This window comes from Sulfuricaulis limicola (assembly GCF_002355735.1).
GTDB classification, from domain to species: domain Bacteria; phylum Pseudomonadota; class Gammaproteobacteria; order Acidiferrobacterales; family Sulfurifustaceae; genus Sulfuricaulis; species Sulfuricaulis limicola.
Window position 1 is genome coordinate 1,427,959 of sequence record NZ_AP014879.1, and the last position, 16,287, is coordinate 1,444,245.

A 16,287-nucleotide genomic window follows, 5' to 3' on the forward strand; every position below is an offset into this window, starting at 1 on the left:
CAAAAACCGGTTCCAGTCTTTTCAAACAGCAACCCCGCCGCTTAAGCGCGGTGTCGCGTTATCTCTTTCCTGCCATGCCGGCCTGTGCCGCCGCGCGGAAGCGCTCGATGCTCTTCAGGTGATCCTGGTACTCTTCCCTCCCCTTCGCCATCTCGGCATCGTAGGCGGCCAGGAAGGCCTTGTAAGCCCGGGCGGCGCCGTCTTTTTTGCCGGCGCGCTCGGCGATCTGGTGCTCCAGCATGAAACCCAGCAAATGATTCGGCGCGGACTGCCGCAGCATTTCAATTTGCACTTGGGCGCCTTTGATGTCTTCCGTCGTCAGATGCAGCAAGGCCACGTGATAGCGGGCGTCGTTGTCCAGCGACCCCAGGCCGTCGTAGGCTTGCAGCGCCATTGGCGCGAACCGTAACGCCTCCGCGACATCCCCCTTCTCGCTCGCCGCCATGACCCGGTTGTACAGGCGGTCTGCCGCTTCCCGTGGCGACATGCTGGCCAGATCCACCATCTGGCCCGGCGCGGGAACCGCCGGGGACATGGATTGCGCAAACGGCGCCGGTGCCGGGGCGCCGCCGCTCTGACCGAACAAGGCCGACAGTGCCACGCCGAGGGCGAGCATGGCGATGAGGATGGCGGCCCACGGTGCGATGGTTTGCGCGTTCCACTGTTTAGGCATTGCGGGCAGGAGCGAAGCGCCGCATTCCTGGCAGGCGCGCGACCCGGGCTTGACCTCGGCCTCGCACTCCGGGCAACTCGTTACGATGGGCGTTCCGCAGTGGCCGCAGAAATTGCCCGCGGCGGGCTTGCCGCAGCCGGGACATTTGACAGTTTTGGCGTTCATGGCCGCACCTTACCACGGGACAATGAGGCGTGACGAGATGTCTGAGCATGGGAAACAAACCGCCAGACCGGTCTTAAGGGAGCGCGAGCTTGTCGTAACCTATCTCAAAATCATTCCCCCCTCCCCTCGCGGGGTGAGGCGGAGTTTTGCAAAAGATCCAGTGGACCTTTTGCCCGCCGAACGGGCGCACACGATTCTCGTGCGCCCCGGGCGGGAATACAGGTTAGGGGGAGGGGGATATCAGAAACGGAATACGACATTGGTTTGCATGGTATCGCACGCTGTGCGTGCGATCACATAAATTCAAGGGTCGAACCTGAGGCAGGATGGCGCATTCGTACGGTGAATTTTCGATGCTAAGCTGAGGTGGATGGAAATTAAACACTTAACCGGCAATCGCCGCATGCTTCCCGGATACTGCCATCTGATCGCGCTGACTGTACTCGCCACGCTGGCTGCCTGCGGCAAGGACACGGAAACGGAACCGTACAAGAAGACCGAACACCGTCGCGACTTCACGCCCGAGGAGTTCGGCATCGGTCGCCAGCACACCCGGGATCTCGCCTGCAACCGCGAGATCGACCAAATGCTCGATGCGGTGCGCATCTGTTACAACACTCGTACCGAAGCGGAATGCGTGGCATTGCAGGAACAGCAGTCCGGCCACATCGCCCGGCTCAAGAACTCCGTGCGTTGCCGGCGGTGAGAATCAGGCGGGAGAGGGTTAAGCGTGGGTGGGGCTGAGTACCTCGAAGCCTTGCTACCTGACTAAGAGCACACCACAGCAACCTGCTACAGCTTTCTGCGGCTTCACTCATCAGCCCACCCACTTGAAATGGCGCGCCTCTCACAGGCGAGAGGTACTTATTAGAATTACGCTCCATTATCCTCATGCTTCGAGGACAGCTTGAGGGTACTCCCCTGCCACGAAAATTCAACGCAGCGAAATGGTAATTTATCAATTCAGTCAGCAATCCGATTTCGCCAATGCGACGGCGGTGTTCTGGCGTGTTTTTCCGTGTTTTCTCCCGGTTGAAGCCGATCCAGCCCCTGCGCTATCGTCCACCCATGAAAATTGATCTGTTAAGCGCCATCGACGCCGCGCTCGCCGGCGACTGGGACCGCGCGCACAAGACCGTGCAGCAGGACGAAGACGACCCGCTCGCCTGCTGGATTCACGCCGTGCTGCACAAGATCGAAGGCGATGCGGGCAACAGCCGCTATTGGTATTCGCGCTCGGCGCATTCGTATGGTGAGTTTGCCGACGCCAGCCAGGAGCTGGCGGCAATCAAGCGCGAGTTGGAGAGCGGGCGCTGAGTCCACGCGAGCGGTTGTAACTATGGAAGAATCTTTTGTAGGGTGTGCTGAGCGTCAGCGAAGCGCACCAATATACGTCGAACGGTGCGCAACGCTGCGCTTTTGCGCACCCTACATAAAGGCCGTGAATTTCATTTCGTTATACGCTCTTATTCAGTTCTCGACTTCTTGAATCGAATAATCTGACGCCGCTCTTTCTTGCTGGGGCGCCCGTTGGTATGGATGGCATGCTGCCGCTCAGCGGCCAAACGGGTCGCGAGGGCCTTGCGCGCCGTCTGGCTCGATTCGCTTTCTTCGTAAAGCAGCGCGGCTTGCGTCGCCGGGCCGCGCTTGGCGGACAAGACCAGCACGCGTACGACGTATTCATACGGGCCGATATGGATGTTCAAGGCATCGCCAAGGCGGATGGCCTTGGCCGCCTTCACCCGCTCGCCATTCAGCTTGACCTTGCCGCCCGCCGCTGCCTCCGCGGCCAGGGTCCGGGTCTTGAAGAATCTCGCCGCCCAAAGCCATTTGTCGAGGCGTATGGCGCTGTCTGGTGATGCGGTATCCATGAACAATGAGGATTACTCTCCGGCTTTCTCGATTACCCTCATGATCGGCCCCGCCAGATAAAGCTGGCCCCACTTACGGCCCGATATTTCCTTGAGCATGCCAGTGCGTTCCAGGAGCGATACCGTCTGCCGGGCGGTCGGATTGGAGACCTCGAGAATTTTCGCCGCACGCGCGACGGTGATATAGGGATTCAAGAACAACTCATCCAGCAAGGTAATGGCCTTGGGCTTGTCCTTCAGGCGTCCGCGGAATTTCTCCCGCAATGCCATCAGGTCGTCGGCGCGTTGTATGGCATCACGCGCCGTCTCCGTGACGCCCGTGAGGAAGAAAAGCAGCCATCGCGTCCAGTCGCAATGAGTCCGCACCCGCTGCAACAGGTCGTAATAATCCTGGCGATGCGCTTCGATGTAAGCGGACAGGTACAGCAGAGGTTGCGACAGCCTCCCGCGTTCGATCAAAAACAACGTAATCAGCAGGCGTCCGACGCGTCCATTTCCGTCCAAAAACGGATGAATGGCCTCGAAGTGCTCGTGCATCAGGGCGCACTGGATGAGGTCCGGATGCTTGTCGCGTTCGTGCAGAAAGCGTTCCCAGCGAGCAAGCGATTGTTGCATCGGCGCGGGCGGCGGTGGAACGTAAGACGCGGTAACGGGCGTGCTGCCACGGGGACCGATCCAGTTCTGGGAGCGCCGGAATTCACCCGGTGTGGCGCGATCTCCGCGCACGCCTTTCATGAGCCGGGCATGCAGTTCGCGCACGAGCCGCAACGACAGCGGCAGCGTCCGCAGGCGTTTGACGCCGTGTTCCAGCGCCGCGACGTAATTGCGCACCTCGCGCACGTCAGCCTCGTCGCCATCCGGGACTTCCGCCTCCATTTCATCAAGCAGGATATCGGACAGACTGGCGCGCGTGCCTTCGATGCGCGAGGACAACACCGCCTCACGGCGAATATAGGGGGCGATCAGCAGGTGCGGATTGGGCAGCAGACGGCCGAGTCCTGAAAGTTCGCTCAACGCCGCGTCCGCGCGTGACAAGGCCAGGGCCAATTCCGCATCATAGGGGATCGCCGGCGGCAGTGGCGCCGGAATGAAGGCATGGTATTTCTCGGGGGTACGGATCACTCGACCCGCCTCGGGACACCGGAAGTCCTTGGGGTTCACGCCGCGCTCTCTGTTGTTTGCAAGGCCATTTTCAAAGCATAATTCGCTTTGAAAGAATTATCCATATAATTTTAAATGCCTTGAAGGGCCCGAAAACCTGCTTTAAAGCTGTCCAGGCTGGTTTCGCCACGACTTGGGCCGAGCGGGTCGTCGATTCTGCGCCAATCGTTTCAGCCAGAGATGAACGTCTTCAGCACGGTATATCGCGGCACCCTTCTCAATCGCGGCATCTGCGGCAAGCGCCTCGTGCACGAACTCTTGCGTCAGTTCTTCCTTGCTGCGTCTCATAGCCAGTTTTTCAGCCTGAATCGTTTTCTGTGCGCTCACCTTGTCTTCTCTCTGCCTTGCGCCCACATGGCTTTTCCAATTATATCGTTGTGAATGTTATGGTCAGCCCTAGATATAAGGGTTGGAGATGAGACGAGATAATGGAAAGGCGTGAAGCCTTACAGCCCTGAAATCATCCTCGCCTTCTGACGCTTGTTTGTGCACGAACTGATATTTTCCCCGAATCCCGCCCCACCCCGGTATTGCGCGTATAGTGAGAGTGCATACACACGAATCCGCACGCGCCAAACCGAGGAACCGCATTATGGAAGGCATCAGCGACATCAGAATCGCGGGCATCGACGAAAGGCGCCCGCCGCGGATCCGCCGGGAACCGTACATCGATCTCTGCTTCCGGCTCACGCACAAGGCGCCGGTCGACTGGTGCCAGGATTTCACCGATCACATGGCCAAAGAGGGCTTCCCGACAACGATCGATGCCAAGGAGTGCCTGTACATCGAAACCTGGGTCCGCTTGCCCGACGAGATCGTCGGGCGCCTGCAAATCCTCAAGAAAGCCGTGGCGGACTGCAACGCGCGCTACATTGCAAAAATCGAGGCCAGCGAGCGCGACAAGGACGGTGCAATTGATGATCTGGCCAAGGAAGCCGGCCCGCAGGGGCAGCTGAACCGCATCATCGCCGGGCTGGATTTCGGCGACTGAGGGAAAGGACTTTTTCATGGTCTTGGCTCTCGTGGAAAATCGAGCCTGGCTTCTTTATTTGCTCCGAGCATAGTCGCGGAAACGCTGGTCCGGTTTATCCTTGGATAAGCAAAAAAACAAAGCCCGCTTGTAGCGGGCTTTGTTTCAAAAAACTGCGACTTTGTCAGTCGACACGTTTACCGACCCATCATTCCTCCACGATTTTGCCATCGCGATATACCACGACATAGCCCGTGGAGCGCCGTGCCTGTTCGCGCGCGCGCTTTGCCGCACGGCGCAGTGCGGTTTCGGAACTCACCAAATCCGGGCCACGCGCAGGCACACGGGTTTTCTTGTTCTCGTTACTCACGATTTGTATCCCTCAGCAACTAACACCGCACTTGGCTGGCATTCGGGCCAGCCACCACGATGGCGCTATGCGGCGAGCACCTGAAGCCCCTTGGACTCAACCAGACTCAGCAGCTTCAGGGAAGGCCCATTGGGCTTTTTCTCGCCACGCTCCCACTTCTGAACGGTCGAAACGCTGGTATTGAGATACGCGGCGAACACGGCCTGGCTAGCCTTGTTGCGTTCGCGAATGCGCTTGATCTGCGCGGCAGAGTATTCCTTGACCCGAGGCAGGCACAGCACATCAAACTCACGCATCGTTTTAGTTTCCATTAAACCGGCATCGTGCAGACCGCGGGCGGTCTCGTGCACAGCATTCAGAATCGTCTTGCGTTTTGTCACTATTACGCCGCCTTACGCTGATCGATGCTCAGTTTAAGCCCCATGGCCCGCAGCAGAGCCATCACGGTGTCGATCTTCGGATTACCCCGGCGCGAAAGCGTGCGGTAGAGGCTCTCTCGGCTCACGCCCGCCGTCTTCGCCAGTGCTGCGATTCCACCTTTGGCCTGCGCCACGTTGCGGAGCGCCTCCAGCAGCACCGCCGGTTCGCCATCTTCAAGCGCAGCATTGAGATACGCCACGATGTCCTTGCGTGTCTTGAGATGATCCGAGGTCTTGAAAGGGACGCTTTTCATGTCTGCTTCCTGTACTCCCGCCAATACGACTTGGCCAGTTCGATATCCCGGTCTTGCGTGGATTTATCGCCGCCGCAAAGCAGGACCACTACTGTTTTGCCATCGTGCGCGAAAAAGACGCGATAGCCCATGCCCACGAATATCCGCAGCTCGCACACTCCTTCCCCCACCGGTTTCCAGTCACCGGGCAGACCGAGCGCCAGGCGGTTAAGTTGTACGAGAATCCGAGCCTTGGCGCGTGGATCGCGCAGTTTCGCAATCCAACGATCAAACGGAACAATGCCGTCGGGTCGGCGGTATTTGCGGATTTCAGGCACTGAAGATTGTAGCCTTCAGGCTACATGTCGTCAAATATGATACGTTATGCATACGTTGGATGTAGTCGATAATGAGATATGATCGACTATACCGTCACGCAGGTGAAAATTGGCCCTAGATGTAAGGGTTGGACACGAGACCGGACAACGGAACGGCGTGGAGTTTTACCGCCCTGAAACTGTTTCAGCAGCACGTAGGGCGCAATAGCGCAGCGTATTGCGCCGAATGCGAACCGCGTGCTGACACCGCATCCGGCGGGTTACGTCGCTGCGCGACTAACCCGCCCTACGAGATGTCAGCCCAGGCTGGTTTCGCCACGGCTTGGGTGAGGGGGTGGATTATTTGCGGCGAGAGGGAATTACCGTCTACCCACTCCCCTCTCCCCCTTTCAGGGGGAGAGGGTTAGGGAGAGGGGGCGCTGTCCTTCGACACTGATTCAGAGCTTCAAGTCCCGCAAAAGGTTTTAGACACCACCTCTTCCGGTTCCGGCGGCAGGCGATAACGCTCTTTCCCGGCCTGTTCCGCATACGGGTTCTGCAATACGGCGTGCAGCGCGTGAAACACCGAAAAATCCCCGCGGTCTTCCGCGGCGCGGATGGCCGCCTCGATCTGATGATTGCGCGGGATATACACCGGGTTCACCGCCTGCATGCCGGCTTGCCGCGCCGCCTCACCCTGCGGCTCGCGCTGGAGGCGCTCGCGCCACTGCGCGGCCCAGTGATCAAACGCCGCGGGCCGGCCAAACAAGCCGCGAATGGCATGATCCTGCGCGGGTGAGCCGGCGCCGAGGCGCGACAGGTGATAAAACGTCAGCGTAAAGTCCGCCTCGTTGGCGTCCATCGCGTCGAGCAAGGCATCGATCAGTGCCTTGTCCTGTGCGTCGGAGTCCACACCCGCCGTGAGGCCCAGCTTCGCGCGCATGCCTGCCAGCCACGCCGCTTCGTACTGGCCCTGGTAGGTTTCGAGATGTGTCTGCGCGATCTTCACCGCGTCTTCCGTCGATTCCGCCAATAACGGCACCAGCGTTTCGGCCAGGCGCACCAGGTTCCACAGGCCGATGCCCGGCTGGCTGTTGTAGGCGTAGCGCCCGTGGCGATCGATTGAGCTGAATACGCGCTGGTGACGATACCCGTCCATGAAGGCACACGGGCCGTAATCGATGGTCTCGCCGGCGATGGACATGTTGTCGGTATTCATCACCCCGTGAATAAACCCGAGCTGCATCCAGCGCGCGATCAATCGTGCCTGGCGCGCGATCACCGCCGCGAGCAAGGCCACGTAGGGCTGTTGCGCCGCGGCCAGCTCCGGGTAGTTGCGTGCGATGACATAGTCCGCGAGATTTTTCACGGCCGCGACATCCCCGCGCGCGGCGAAATACTCGAACGTCCCCACCCGTACAAAGCTCGCGGCCACGCGCGTAATCACCCCGCCCGGCAAGTCGCGTTCGCGCGCCACCGATTCGCCTGTGGCGACCGCGGCCAGCGCCCGCGTGGTCGGCACACCGAGCCGATGCATCGCCTCGCTCACCAGGTATTCGCGCAGCACCGGCCCCAGCGCCGCGCGGCCGTCGCCGCCACGGGAATAAGCCGTGCGCCCGCTGCCCTTCAATTGCAGATCAAAGCGGGCACCGTTCGCCGTGCGGATTTCGCCGAGCCAGATCGCGCGCCCATCGCCAAGCTGCGGAACAAAGCTGCCGAATTGATGGCCCGCATACGCCATCGCCACCGGCATGGCCCCGGGCGGCAGCGCATTACCGGAGAAGAGCTGCGCCAGTTCCGCCTCGCTGACATCCTCCACCGACATGCCCAGCTCCCGGGCCAGCGCGTGATTGAACTGGATCAGCGCCGGCTGTTTCACCGGCGCGGGGTGCGCCTTGGCAAAGAAAGGCTCACCCAGCTGGAGGAATCGATTGTCAAAGGGAATGTGGATCACGTTTTATGTACCGGCAGCACCAGAGCGGGTGACAGTGTAACCGAGTGGACGTTCGTTAAAGACTGGTTAATGTCAGGGATATTAAGATGGGATCTGGTCTTGCCGTGCAACCCCCGCCTGGTGTGACACAGCACGAAAACGGTGATCTGAATTACCCCCTATTTACTTCCCTCCGTCCCCTTAAATTCATAACGTATGTGTGAGCTCGGCTATTTTTTCCATGAAATTCTTTCCGGTTTTACGGAATTCTTCTTGAGTTTGAATAAAATCTTCTGCGCCAGTTCCAGGAGGAAGGGCCTTCGAGCAAAATTGCCAAACATTTTCTCTGGCATCTAGCACCTCATTAAAAGAATCTTTGAGTTCTGGAAAATAGAGGTTAACCATCATAAGTATTTTCTGGAGGCAGTCTTTTTCAGATAATTGGTTTTTACTCGCACTTACCAATGCGTCTTCTTCTTGAGCTTCTCCAGTCATCACGGAAAGATAAAAATAACTCAATGACATCAAGTCTGCATCCCATTTCGAAAATAAAAGATAGAGTTCTTCCAGTTTCTCCCTTTTAAAAACGGTATGCTCAGCTTCTTTATTCCTTTCAAATTTGGCTTCTTCGGTCTTACGTTGATTTAGGTTTGTTAGAAAAACACTAGCGAGTGTAACTGCAGCAGTTAACAAGGCAGTCACTAGAGCGACTAAGACTTGAGGGGATACACTATTTAGCATTGATCGTAGTTACCAAGTGGTTGGAATGATTTGGAAAGTTGAGGCTAGCACCTTTAATTCTTGAAATGATCCACCAAGGTGTTGTATTGACGTCAATAGTACAAACTTGCATGGTCAGATTTTAATAATTGATCGGTTTGAAGATGCTTCAGAATATTAAATTCAACTGTAAGTGGCCTAAACTTCTCATTACCCATTTTGCTTAGGCAATTATAAAAAATTAATAACAGCTCATTGCTAGATAATTGCGCCCTAACTAAATTTGTATAGAGTCTTTTATCAGGCACTTCACTGTTTTTTATAAATTTTACGATGTTATAGAGGCTTCGAAAGTAGTGCCCGAGCTCGGCTTCATGCTCTTTATAGAACGCCAGATACACCTCATTCAGAAAATGCTGTACTGCAATTCCTCCCCTTTCGAATTCTTCTTGCTTCTCTGCATATTTTTCCCGTAAACGCTTGTAGAAGACGCTGAAACAGTCGCGGCCCTTGGTGATGCGACCGCCTTCTCCGGTTTTTACCAAATCAATTGCGTTTACTATGTCATTGTGTAGCCGAAGAAGTTGAAAAAAAGTATCTTCAAAGTTTTGTTTTCGCAGTGTTCGGTTCTGGGCTTCCATCTGCGCCCGTTGCCCGGCCAGTTCTGCTCGTGTTGCTTCGAGTTCACGACGCTGTAATCGCAATTCAATGCGCTGTAACCAGATCGCATAGATCAATCCTGCGAATGCGAGGCCGGAGAATAATGCATTCACAGACCCGAACATGTCTCCGAATTCACCAGGCTCAGGTCGGCTTGAGGCGTAAAACCCCAACCCTAGCCAACACAGGACAACGAAAGCAATTAAGCCAATCGCTTGCCAGTTTCCTGGCTCTTTCGGCATTTTTTCCATTAATTCATCCCATGAAGCTTCTAGCGACGCAAATTCGAAAGTGGCGACCAGTTCTTTGCGCCATGTTTGGCAGCTTTTAGTATGTCAACAAAGCCAGGCAATGCCACTATGAGTTCATAGTTTACTGGTTGAATTCAGCATGCTTTATGCTCTTTTGGTTATTCTTTCTCGAACCCCTGATTCGAGAATTTCAGCGTACGGGCATTCTCGGTGACGGTACGCACAACATTATCGGGTGTACCACCAGGAATTTGAGCTTCGATTTCTAGTGTCACCTTCACGTTGGAACCGATGAGACCCGATAGATGTGCGATCACCTCCTCGGCGATGCGGCTGGCATCCCGTCCTACGCGGGCAGGATCGAGCTCCACACTCCCGTGGAAGCGTTTTGGCTTTGGTGGCTCAGTCGGCGCAGGTGGTGTTGGAGCCGTGCCCGGCATAGGGCTTGTTGGAGTTTCACCGGCACCGCCCCCCGGAATAGCGGGACGTGCGCCACCGTCGGGCGCTTTTGCCTCCGCATTGAGCTGTGCGCGTGCAACGCTGGGCTTTACTAATAGCCCGGCGGAACTGGCATCGGAGATGGCTACCTGCTGCCCCCCGCGCAGACCGCGATAGCGCCCACCTGCTTCGTCATAACCGTCGGCATAGGCGAACCCATCCTGTTCCCAGGTGGGCAACGCAATGCCATTCCGGATTGCTTCGAGAAGCACGTTCGAATCGGCCAGCCTCGGCAGATAGAGGTAGCGCGCAAAATCATCCGCCAATTGCTTGACCGAGACATTGTCCCCGCGCCACAGCGGCACGCGGTCCAGCTCCATACGCAGACGCGAGGCCGCAAAGCTCGTAATGAACAGCTCGTCGCTCTTGAGCTTCTTACTCGCGCGAACAGCCAGCGCGTCCTGGCCGGAAAGCCGTGCGGCTTCCCAAATCACGGCAGCTTGTGGGCCGTTCTGCGTTGGGAACAGCAGCCATTGATATGCCTCGGGCAGTCGCGCCGATACGGCGCCATTGGCAGCGGATTTCTGCGTCTCCGCCTGTTTTACCTGATGCGGCGAAAGGTTCAGCGTATCCTTTTCGTCGAGGACAGATTCCCAGGCAAGATAACGCCGCACCGCCTCGTCCAGGTCCTGTAGTCGTGATTTGTCTACGGCAAGGAAGACCAGCGTATTGCGGTAGAGGCGCGGGGTGTTACCCCGGGTTTCGAGAATCGCCTTGGCGGCCATCTCAGCCGGATTTCCCGCCTCCTTGCTGTAAGGGTGATCAACCCCCAGCACCACCAGTCGAGCATCAAGGTCATCCGGCACGTCCTGCCCGGAATGTGGCAGCGCGTGCACTCGGCTGAAACCCCCGGCCTTACCTAGGTCGGCGCGCAGCCGTTTTTCGAGTTCATGGACCACCTTGTCCGGATCTCGCTTGAGCTGCTCGGCGCGGTCATCTGCTAACTTGGTAACGGTAGGTTGAGTCGAATACCAGTAGTGCGGACCATCCTGATAGAGGTAGGTGGCCGCCCCCGCAAGCCGCCGCAGCGCATCGCCGAACACCGGCGGTGACTCTCCCGGCATAGCACAGCCCAGTTTCACGCGCCGCTCCTCTATGCCTTTATGCGCGGCGGCCGTGGTTGGTGCCGAGCCCATGTAAATAGCGCGCGCCACACGCCGGCACGCTGAGAACTTGCCCAAATTTGGCAATTCACTATCCAGCTTCAGTGGCAAGGAGTTAGGCCCGTCCACGTCTTTCTCGATCACCGGCACCCAGTTGTCCGAGAGATAGCGCGTCAACTCGAACTGCACGCGCGGGTCATCAATTGAGATATTCGCCGGCAGGATGAGTGGGTTCCGGTCGCCCTTCTCCCACAGACTGTGGATGACCGCCGCCATCAGCCGCAGCACGCCGCGGGTGCGCTGGAACTTCACCAGCGTGGACCAGTCGGTATAAAGCCGGTCGAAGATTTCGGGGTGAATCGGATACGCCGCTTTCAACCGCTTCTCATAATCACTCTCGCTAGATTCGGGCGGGAACTCCGCCTTCTGCGAGCGATAAAAGTCCGCGAACGCCCGCGCCACCACATCGCGGTCCTTGAACTGGGCCGGATCGGAGAGCGGCTCGAACAACCTCCGCCGCACTATCTCGAAGCCTTCTTCCGCGCTGGCCGGCCGCCATGACGACTCCACGCGTCCCACTACGTTGCGCAACCGGTCGAGCGCCTCACGCCCCCGCTGGCCGCCCACTTCCACATCGTCGGCCTGGGCATGCGGCGAACCCGAAGTGTCCGAAGCTGGAAGACTGATTACCAGCAGACAGTTCTTTGCCAGCTTTGCCGACTCGGTCAGCACCTGGGCGAAGGTGAACTGCGTCTCGAAACCGCCCGCCGGCAGATCGCCCTGGTCGTGGAGCTGGCGCGCGTAGGCTACCCACTCGTCAATCAGAATCAGGCATGGCCCATACTCAACAAACAACTCGCGCAGCACATCACCGGGGCTGGTCGCTTTCTCATCGTCGGCTTTGATGCGCGCAAACGCCTTCTTGCCGCCAAGCTGCCAGGCAAGCTCACCCCACAGCGTGCGCACCACCGTGCCATCGGTTTTGGTCGAAGGATTCCCGGGTGAAATCTTGTTGCCCACCAGCACCACGCGCCGCGCAGTCGGCAGCTTCGTTGCCCCGGCTTCCTGCATCACGGCATCAATCCCGACCAGCTCGCTCGGTGTACTGCCCGAGAACAGATGGTAAAGCGCCAGCATCGAGTGCGTCTTGCCACCGCCGAAGTTGGTCTGTAACTGCACCACCGGGTCACCACCTTCACCAGCGAGGCGTCGCACCGCCCCAACCAGCATCCCTTTAAGGCTTTCGGTGAGATAAGTGCGGCGGAAGAACTCCACCGGGTTCTTGTATTCGTCGGTCCCTTGGCCGAGATGCACCTGCCACAGGTCGGCGGCAAACTCCGCCTGCTGGTAACGGCCGCTGGCCACGTCTTTGTGCGGCGTCACCACCTCGCGCCAGGGTTTGAGATTGCCCGCTGCCGCACTCTCAATGGCAGTGCCAGCGCTCTTGCGCTTTTCGCCGCGCGCCTGCTCGTCAAAGCGTACACGCAGAAGCTCCATCTTCATCTTCTCGACTTCTTCGGCCTGCGATGCGGACAGGGCGGTCAGCAACCGCCCGGTCGAATCAAGCGCGCGATAGGTGTCGTCGCTGGAGAAGGTTTCCTGATGCGCCCAGCGGTTGCGCACCGCCAACAATTCGTTCACCAGGCTACGTTCGGTTTTGCCGAGAATCTGGCGAAATACATCACTCCACTTGCGGTCCATGACCACTAGCAACGCGGCGACATCATTGAGTGATTCGCCCTTGCCAGCGCCCAGGCGCGTGTCAGATAAAACGTCGCGCACGTTGGTTGCCCAGTTATCGCCATACTTCGCCTTGAACTCGCGCTCAACAAAAGGTGACACCCCTGCTTTGAGCAGTTCCAAGGCCTTACCGACGCGCTCGTGATTGGTGATTGCCATGGTTGCTTATTCCAGTTTGAACATATCTTCGGTGTCTGCCATTACAGTCCGTGACGCTTCCCGAGCCAGCCGCGTGATCTCCGGCCAGCTTTGTACCAGGGCGTTGTAGGCCATGGCCTCGTTTGCGCGCTTTTTGCGCTCGCACAGGGTATACAGGCGGTAGCAAAGTTCACGGGCGGTTTCGGCTTTCGCGCCGAGCTTCGCCACGATCTGCGCCGCTGCGCCTTCGCCGCCGGCTTCGAGCATGCGCACCAGGTGATGCACCATTTCCCAGACGTTGAGACGCTTGTCCGTAGTCGGGTCCCAGTCATCAGGCAGTTCGGCGGGTTTCAGCAGCCGCACCTTGCCAGCCTTGGACAGCAGAATGCCGGCATCACTCAGGCCAGAGACGCTCGTGTTCTTGGATTTGGAAAGCTGTTCGGCTACGCCGTAATCACCCTCGGCAAAACCGGTCTGCTCGAACCAGGTGAGTGCCCAGCGGGTGTCGGCATCGAAATCGCCTTCCTGCTCGGCCAGGGCTTCGTCGAGAGTCAGGTTGATCAGTGCCAGCGCGGCGCGCACCGAAAGTGGCTGGCCTTCGGCATCGAGCACCTTGGCGTAACGGGTATAGACCGCCATGCCGGGGCCGATGGCGGCCTGCGCCAGGTCCACCGGCGCGATGTTGCCTGCTTGCAGATGCGCCAATGCCTGCGGTAATTCGGCCTTTAGCGCGGCGACGAACTCGCGGCGGGTGGCTGTGGGTGCATTTATCGCACGCGGTCGACAGACGAGTACGATGCTGGAGGCGAGCGCGTTAGTGTCCATGCCGATCAATCTCGTCTGGTTCTCCGTGCGCATCGGCCAAGTCCCGCTGATCGCGAAGCCGGCCTCGATGACCGCAGCCAAGAAGGTGTCCCAACCTGTATTCGTCGTGCCGTCATTGCCGTCGTTTTCGGACTGCTTGAAGGCGTAGTAGATGGTGACCGGGAAGGCCGGGTGCGAGTGCTCAGCCAACCTGTGCATAGCCTGCGTCATGCCATTGAGAAAGAATATCTCTGCCTTCTCCTTACTACCATGGCGGTAAGCCGTGGCCACCAACTCTTCGGCCTTGGGCACAGTGAGAGTGGCGAAGAGGTCGGGGAACACGGGCCTCAGCGACCGGCGAAGCCAGACGTAGAAGAAGTCAGATAAGTCGGCATAACCGATGTTGTCGTAGTAGGGAGGGTCGGTGGAAACGATCCGATCGGTAGAAATTTTCTGTGTCGCCGCATCCGCTTGATCCGCAGTTCCTCGCACTGGAGGCGGACAATTCCGTAACGTCTTCTCTGCGCCTTCAACAATTCCGAGAAAGTCTCCGCCAGCACCGGCGAAAGGATTGAGTTCAGCAAAATCCCACACCATCGGCAACGCTTGCCTTCCAAATGCGGGGGCTGACTTCCCTTCACCAGCTCTCCATCGAGCCTGCGTTACAAGGAAGACTGTCTGTTTGCTTACAACAAGGCCCAGATACAGTCCTACCGCATCGGCATAAGCTGTAGCACCGGATCCGCCAGTGACTAGACACATACCATCATCAGGCGAGCCGGCCACGATGGCGTCGCGCTTCACCTGTTCGCGCGCTTCCTGAACCAAACCGGATAAAGTCGTTAGTGCCGAGAGTTGACGGGGTGTAAATATCTCATGCCAGTGCGTAATTCCATATCCTCGACCGCTAACTAGGTTACTGGTCTCTTGGTTCATCTCTTGCTCTGGGCGCCAGTCTGGTTGTGCGCTGCGAGCGATAGAATCCTGCTCTGGTGTCGGTGTCATGTAGACCCGCTCGCGCTCGCCCTCAGCAACAATTGCCATTAGGCTCACACCGTTACGCTTCGCCTGAAATTCTCCCCGAACGTAGTCGTGTGACATTGGTATGTCGGACATCAAGCAGCGGAAGTTCGCCCCACGCGCAAGCTTGGTGCCATTCTTCGCTGCTTCTGCATCCTTGGGCTTGCCCACTTTAACCGTAAATCGATAGTTGTTTCCCGCGATTACCGGCTCCACATACACCTCCTTACCCGCTTTGGTGGAGAGCATAAAAGTAGTGGCAAGCGGAACATCAACGTTGGCAAAGGCCGGGTTGGGACTTTTCACCGTGCGCGCCCACAGCCAGGCGATGACGGTGAGCTTCTGACCGAGGTATTTCTTCAGGTCCGGTCGCTCCTTGGCCATGGCCGCCGTCACCTCAATCTTGGGGTAGAGGTGACCGATGCGTTTCTCGGCCTCGTCGCGCATCCACTGGCCGTAGTAACGCACGTCCTCAGCGAGGCCCTGCGCGCCGCGCCAGACTGTCATGGCCTTCTCGTCGTCCCGCTTCTTTTGCCATGCCGGATTCACGGGCGGCTTACCGGCGAACTTCGGCGGAATCTCAATCATCGCCTTGTTGATCAGCACCGCCACCGGATTGAGATCGCTGGCGTAACTCTCCAGCCCCAGCCGCTGCGCTTCCAGCGGCAATGCACCGCCGCCCGCGAAGGGATCGTGGAAAGCGGGCAGCTTGTTGCGGTCGAACAGCTCCTTCGCGCGCGGATGGCCGGCGTTCTCGGCGCAGGCCCGCCGCCAGCTCTGCCAGATTTCGTCGCGCGCCGCCTGCAGCACCGCCTCGTTAGTGGTGTTCTCCCACAGCACCAGATCCTCGACGATGCGGAACAGCCGCTGGCGTTCCAGGTCGGCCAGCATGTCGTCGAGGGTCGGCGCCGGACCCGGCTCCGGGACTGAAAGATTGGTCCCTTTGGCCCTCTCGGCGAGGGCCCGCGCCTCCTCCCACAGCTTGAGACGCGCCTTGAGCGCGGACTCCGCCTTGCGGCGCAGCTTCGGATCCGCCCGGAGCACATCCACGTAGGCCGATGGATCATCCACCATCTGCGCAAAAATCACCGCCCGCGCCGCCGCCAGCGGCCGCCGCGCCCACCACAAGTGCAGCGTGCTCGGATGCCCGTGGCGGATGGACTTCTCCCGCGCGCTGGCAATGTTGATCGCCTCTAGCGGCAGGGCGACTTCGATGAGCTTCATTTTATACGTCATGTATT

General features: G+C 58.4%; 16 protein-coding genes. 3 read left to right on the forward strand and 13 right to left on the reverse strand.

Annotation, left to right across the window (positions count from 1 at the left end):
• Positions 1-58 precede the first annotated feature (58 nt).
• Positions 59-838 carry a zinc ribbon domain-containing protein gene (locus tag SCL_RS07050; protein ID WP_096360563.1) on the reverse strand — a complete coding sequence of 260 codons (780 nt, stop codon included), beginning with the start codon at positions 836-838 and terminating at the stop codon, positions 59-61.
• 370 nt (positions 839-1,208) lie between these two features.
• Here SCL_RS07050 and SCL_RS07055 point away from each other — a divergent pair, with 370 nt between their 5' ends.
• Both SCL_RS07055 and SCL_RS07060 read left to right on the forward strand, forming a co-directional pair.
• A complete protein-coding gene (locus SCL_RS07055; protein ID WP_148665023.1) occupies positions 1,209-1,544 on the forward strand; it encodes a hypothetical protein in 336 nt (111 codons plus the stop codon).
• 302 nt (positions 1,545-1,846) lie between these two features.
• A complete protein-coding gene (locus SCL_RS07060) occupies positions 1,847-2,155 on the forward strand; it encodes a hypothetical protein (protein ID WP_197702742.1) in 309 nt (102 codons plus the stop codon).
• Between the two features lie 149 nt (positions 2,156-2,304).
• On the opposite strand, the gene SCL_RS07065 is transcribed toward SCL_RS07060, so the two are convergent.
• From SCL_RS07065 to SCL_RS07075, 3 genes are all read right to left on the reverse strand, one after another.
• Complete coding sequence (locus tag SCL_RS07065) at positions 2,305-2,709, reverse strand: RNA-binding S4 domain-containing protein (protein WP_096360566.1); 405 nt, start codon at positions 2,707-2,709, stop codon at positions 2,305-2,307.
• A gap of 12 nt (positions 2,710-2,721) precedes the next feature.
• Positions 2,722-3,831 (reverse strand): Fic family protein, encoded by a 1,110-nt coding sequence (locus SCL_RS07070; RefSeq protein WP_197702744.1) that lies wholly within the window; start codon positions 3,829-3,831, stop codon positions 2,722-2,724.
• 141 nt (positions 3,832-3,972) lie between these two features.
• Positions 3,973-4,197 (reverse strand): hypothetical protein, encoded by a 225-nt coding sequence (locus SCL_RS07075; protein ID WP_096360568.1) that lies wholly within the window; start codon positions 4,195-4,197, stop codon positions 3,973-3,975.
• A gap of 265 nt (positions 4,198-4,462) precedes the next feature.
• On the opposite strand from SCL_RS07075, the gene SCL_RS07080 reads away from it, so the two are divergent.
• Complete coding sequence (locus tag SCL_RS07080; protein ID WP_096360569.1) at positions 4,463-4,861, forward strand: hypothetical protein; 399 nt, start codon at positions 4,463-4,465, stop codon at positions 4,859-4,861.
• Between the two features lie 187 nt (positions 4,862-5,048).
• Here the strand turns inward: SCL_RS07080 and SCL_RS14260 are convergent, their stop codons facing one another.
• From SCL_RS14260 to SCL_RS07115, 9 genes are all read right to left on the reverse strand, one after another.
• Complete coding sequence (locus SCL_RS14260; RefSeq protein WP_172425960.1) at positions 5,049-5,210, reverse strand: hypothetical protein; 162 nt, start codon at positions 5,208-5,210, stop codon at positions 5,049-5,051.
• 65 nt (positions 5,211-5,275) lie between these two features.
• Positions 5,276-5,590, reverse strand: coding sequence for a helix-turn-helix domain-containing protein (locus SCL_RS07085; RefSeq protein WP_231969798.1), 315 nt, complete (start codon positions 5,588-5,590; stop codon positions 5,276-5,278).
• A 2-nt stretch (positions 5,591-5,592) separates the two neighbouring features.
• A complete protein-coding gene (locus SCL_RS07090) occupies positions 5,593-5,883 on the reverse strand; it encodes an addiction module antidote protein (RefSeq protein ID WP_096360570.1) in 291 nt (96 codons plus the stop codon).
• The gene (locus SCL_RS07095; protein ID WP_096360571.1) at positions 5,880-6,200 is read right to left on the reverse strand and encodes a type II toxin-antitoxin system RelE/ParE family toxin; all 321 of its coding nucleotides are present in this window, start codon (positions 6,198-6,200) and stop codon (positions 5,880-5,882) included. Before SCL_RS07095 ends, SCL_RS07090 begins: the two co-directional genes overlap by 4 nt.
• Positions 6,201-6,645: 445 nt before the next feature.
• On the reverse strand, positions 6,646-8,133 hold the full coding sequence (locus SCL_RS07100; protein WP_096360572.1) for a protein adenylyltransferase SelO: 1,488 nt from the start codon (positions 8,131-8,133) through the stop codon (positions 6,646-6,648).
• Between the two features lie 186 nt (positions 8,134-8,319).
• A complete protein-coding gene (locus SCL_RS14030; RefSeq protein ID WP_148665024.1) occupies positions 8,320-8,853 on the reverse strand; it encodes a hypothetical protein in 534 nt (177 codons plus the stop codon).
• A gap of 92 nt (positions 8,854-8,945) precedes the next feature.
• The gene (locus SCL_RS07105; protein WP_096360573.1) at positions 8,946-9,743 is read right to left on the reverse strand and encodes a putative phage abortive infection protein; all 798 of its coding nucleotides are present in this window, start codon (positions 9,741-9,743) and stop codon (positions 8,946-8,948) included.
• A 158-nt stretch (positions 9,744-9,901) separates the two neighbouring features.
• The gene (locus SCL_RS07110) at positions 9,902-13,243 is read right to left on the reverse strand and encodes a Swt1 family HEPN domain-containing protein (RefSeq protein ID WP_096360574.1); all 3,342 of its coding nucleotides are present in this window, start codon (positions 13,241-13,243) and stop codon (positions 9,902-9,904) included.
• Positions 13,244-13,249: 6 nt separating this feature from the next.
• The gene (locus SCL_RS07115) at positions 13,250-16,282 is read right to left on the reverse strand and encodes a DUF1156 domain-containing protein (protein WP_148665025.1); all 3,033 of its coding nucleotides are present in this window, start codon (positions 16,280-16,282) and stop codon (positions 13,250-13,252) included.
• Positions 16,283-16,287 lie beyond the last annotated feature (5 nt).

Excerpts from the sequence above, each read along its gene's own strand:
- SCL_RS07105 (WP_096360573.1), bottom strand. The coding sequence starts at position 9,743 with ATGGAAAAAATGCCGAAAGAGCCAGGAAACTGGCAAGCGATTGGCTTA.
- SCL_RS07080 (WP_096360569.1), top strand. The coding sequence starts at position 4,463 with ATGGAAGGCATCAGCGACATCAGAATCGCGGGCATCGACGAAAGGCGC.
- SCL_RS07055 (WP_148665023.1), top strand. The coding sequence starts at position 1,209 with ATGGAAATTAAACACTTAACCGGCAATCGCCGCATGCTTCCCGGATAC.
- SCL_RS07065 (WP_096360566.1), bottom strand. The coding sequence starts at position 2,709 with ATGGATACCGCATCACCAGACAGCGCCATACGCCTCGACAAATGGCTT.
- SCL_RS14030 (WP_148665024.1), bottom strand. The coding sequence starts at position 8,853 with ATGCTAAATAGTGTATCCCCTCAAGTCTTAGTCGCTCTAGTGACTGCC.
- SCL_RS07090 (WP_096360570.1), bottom strand. The coding sequence starts at position 5,883 with ATGAAAAGCGTCCCTTTCAAGACCTCGGATCATCTCAAGACACGCAAG.
- SCL_RS07050 (WP_096360563.1), bottom strand. The coding sequence starts at position 838 with ATGAACGCCAAAACTGTCAAATGTCCCGGCTGCGGCAAGCCCGCCGCG.
- SCL_RS07115 (WP_148665025.1), bottom strand. The coding sequence starts at position 16,282 with ATGACGTATAAAATGAAGCTCATCGAAGTCGCCCTGCCGCTAGAGGCG.
- SCL_RS07110 (WP_096360574.1), bottom strand. The coding sequence starts at position 13,243 with ATGGCAATCACCAATCACGAGCGCGTCGGTAAGGCCTTGGAACTGCTC.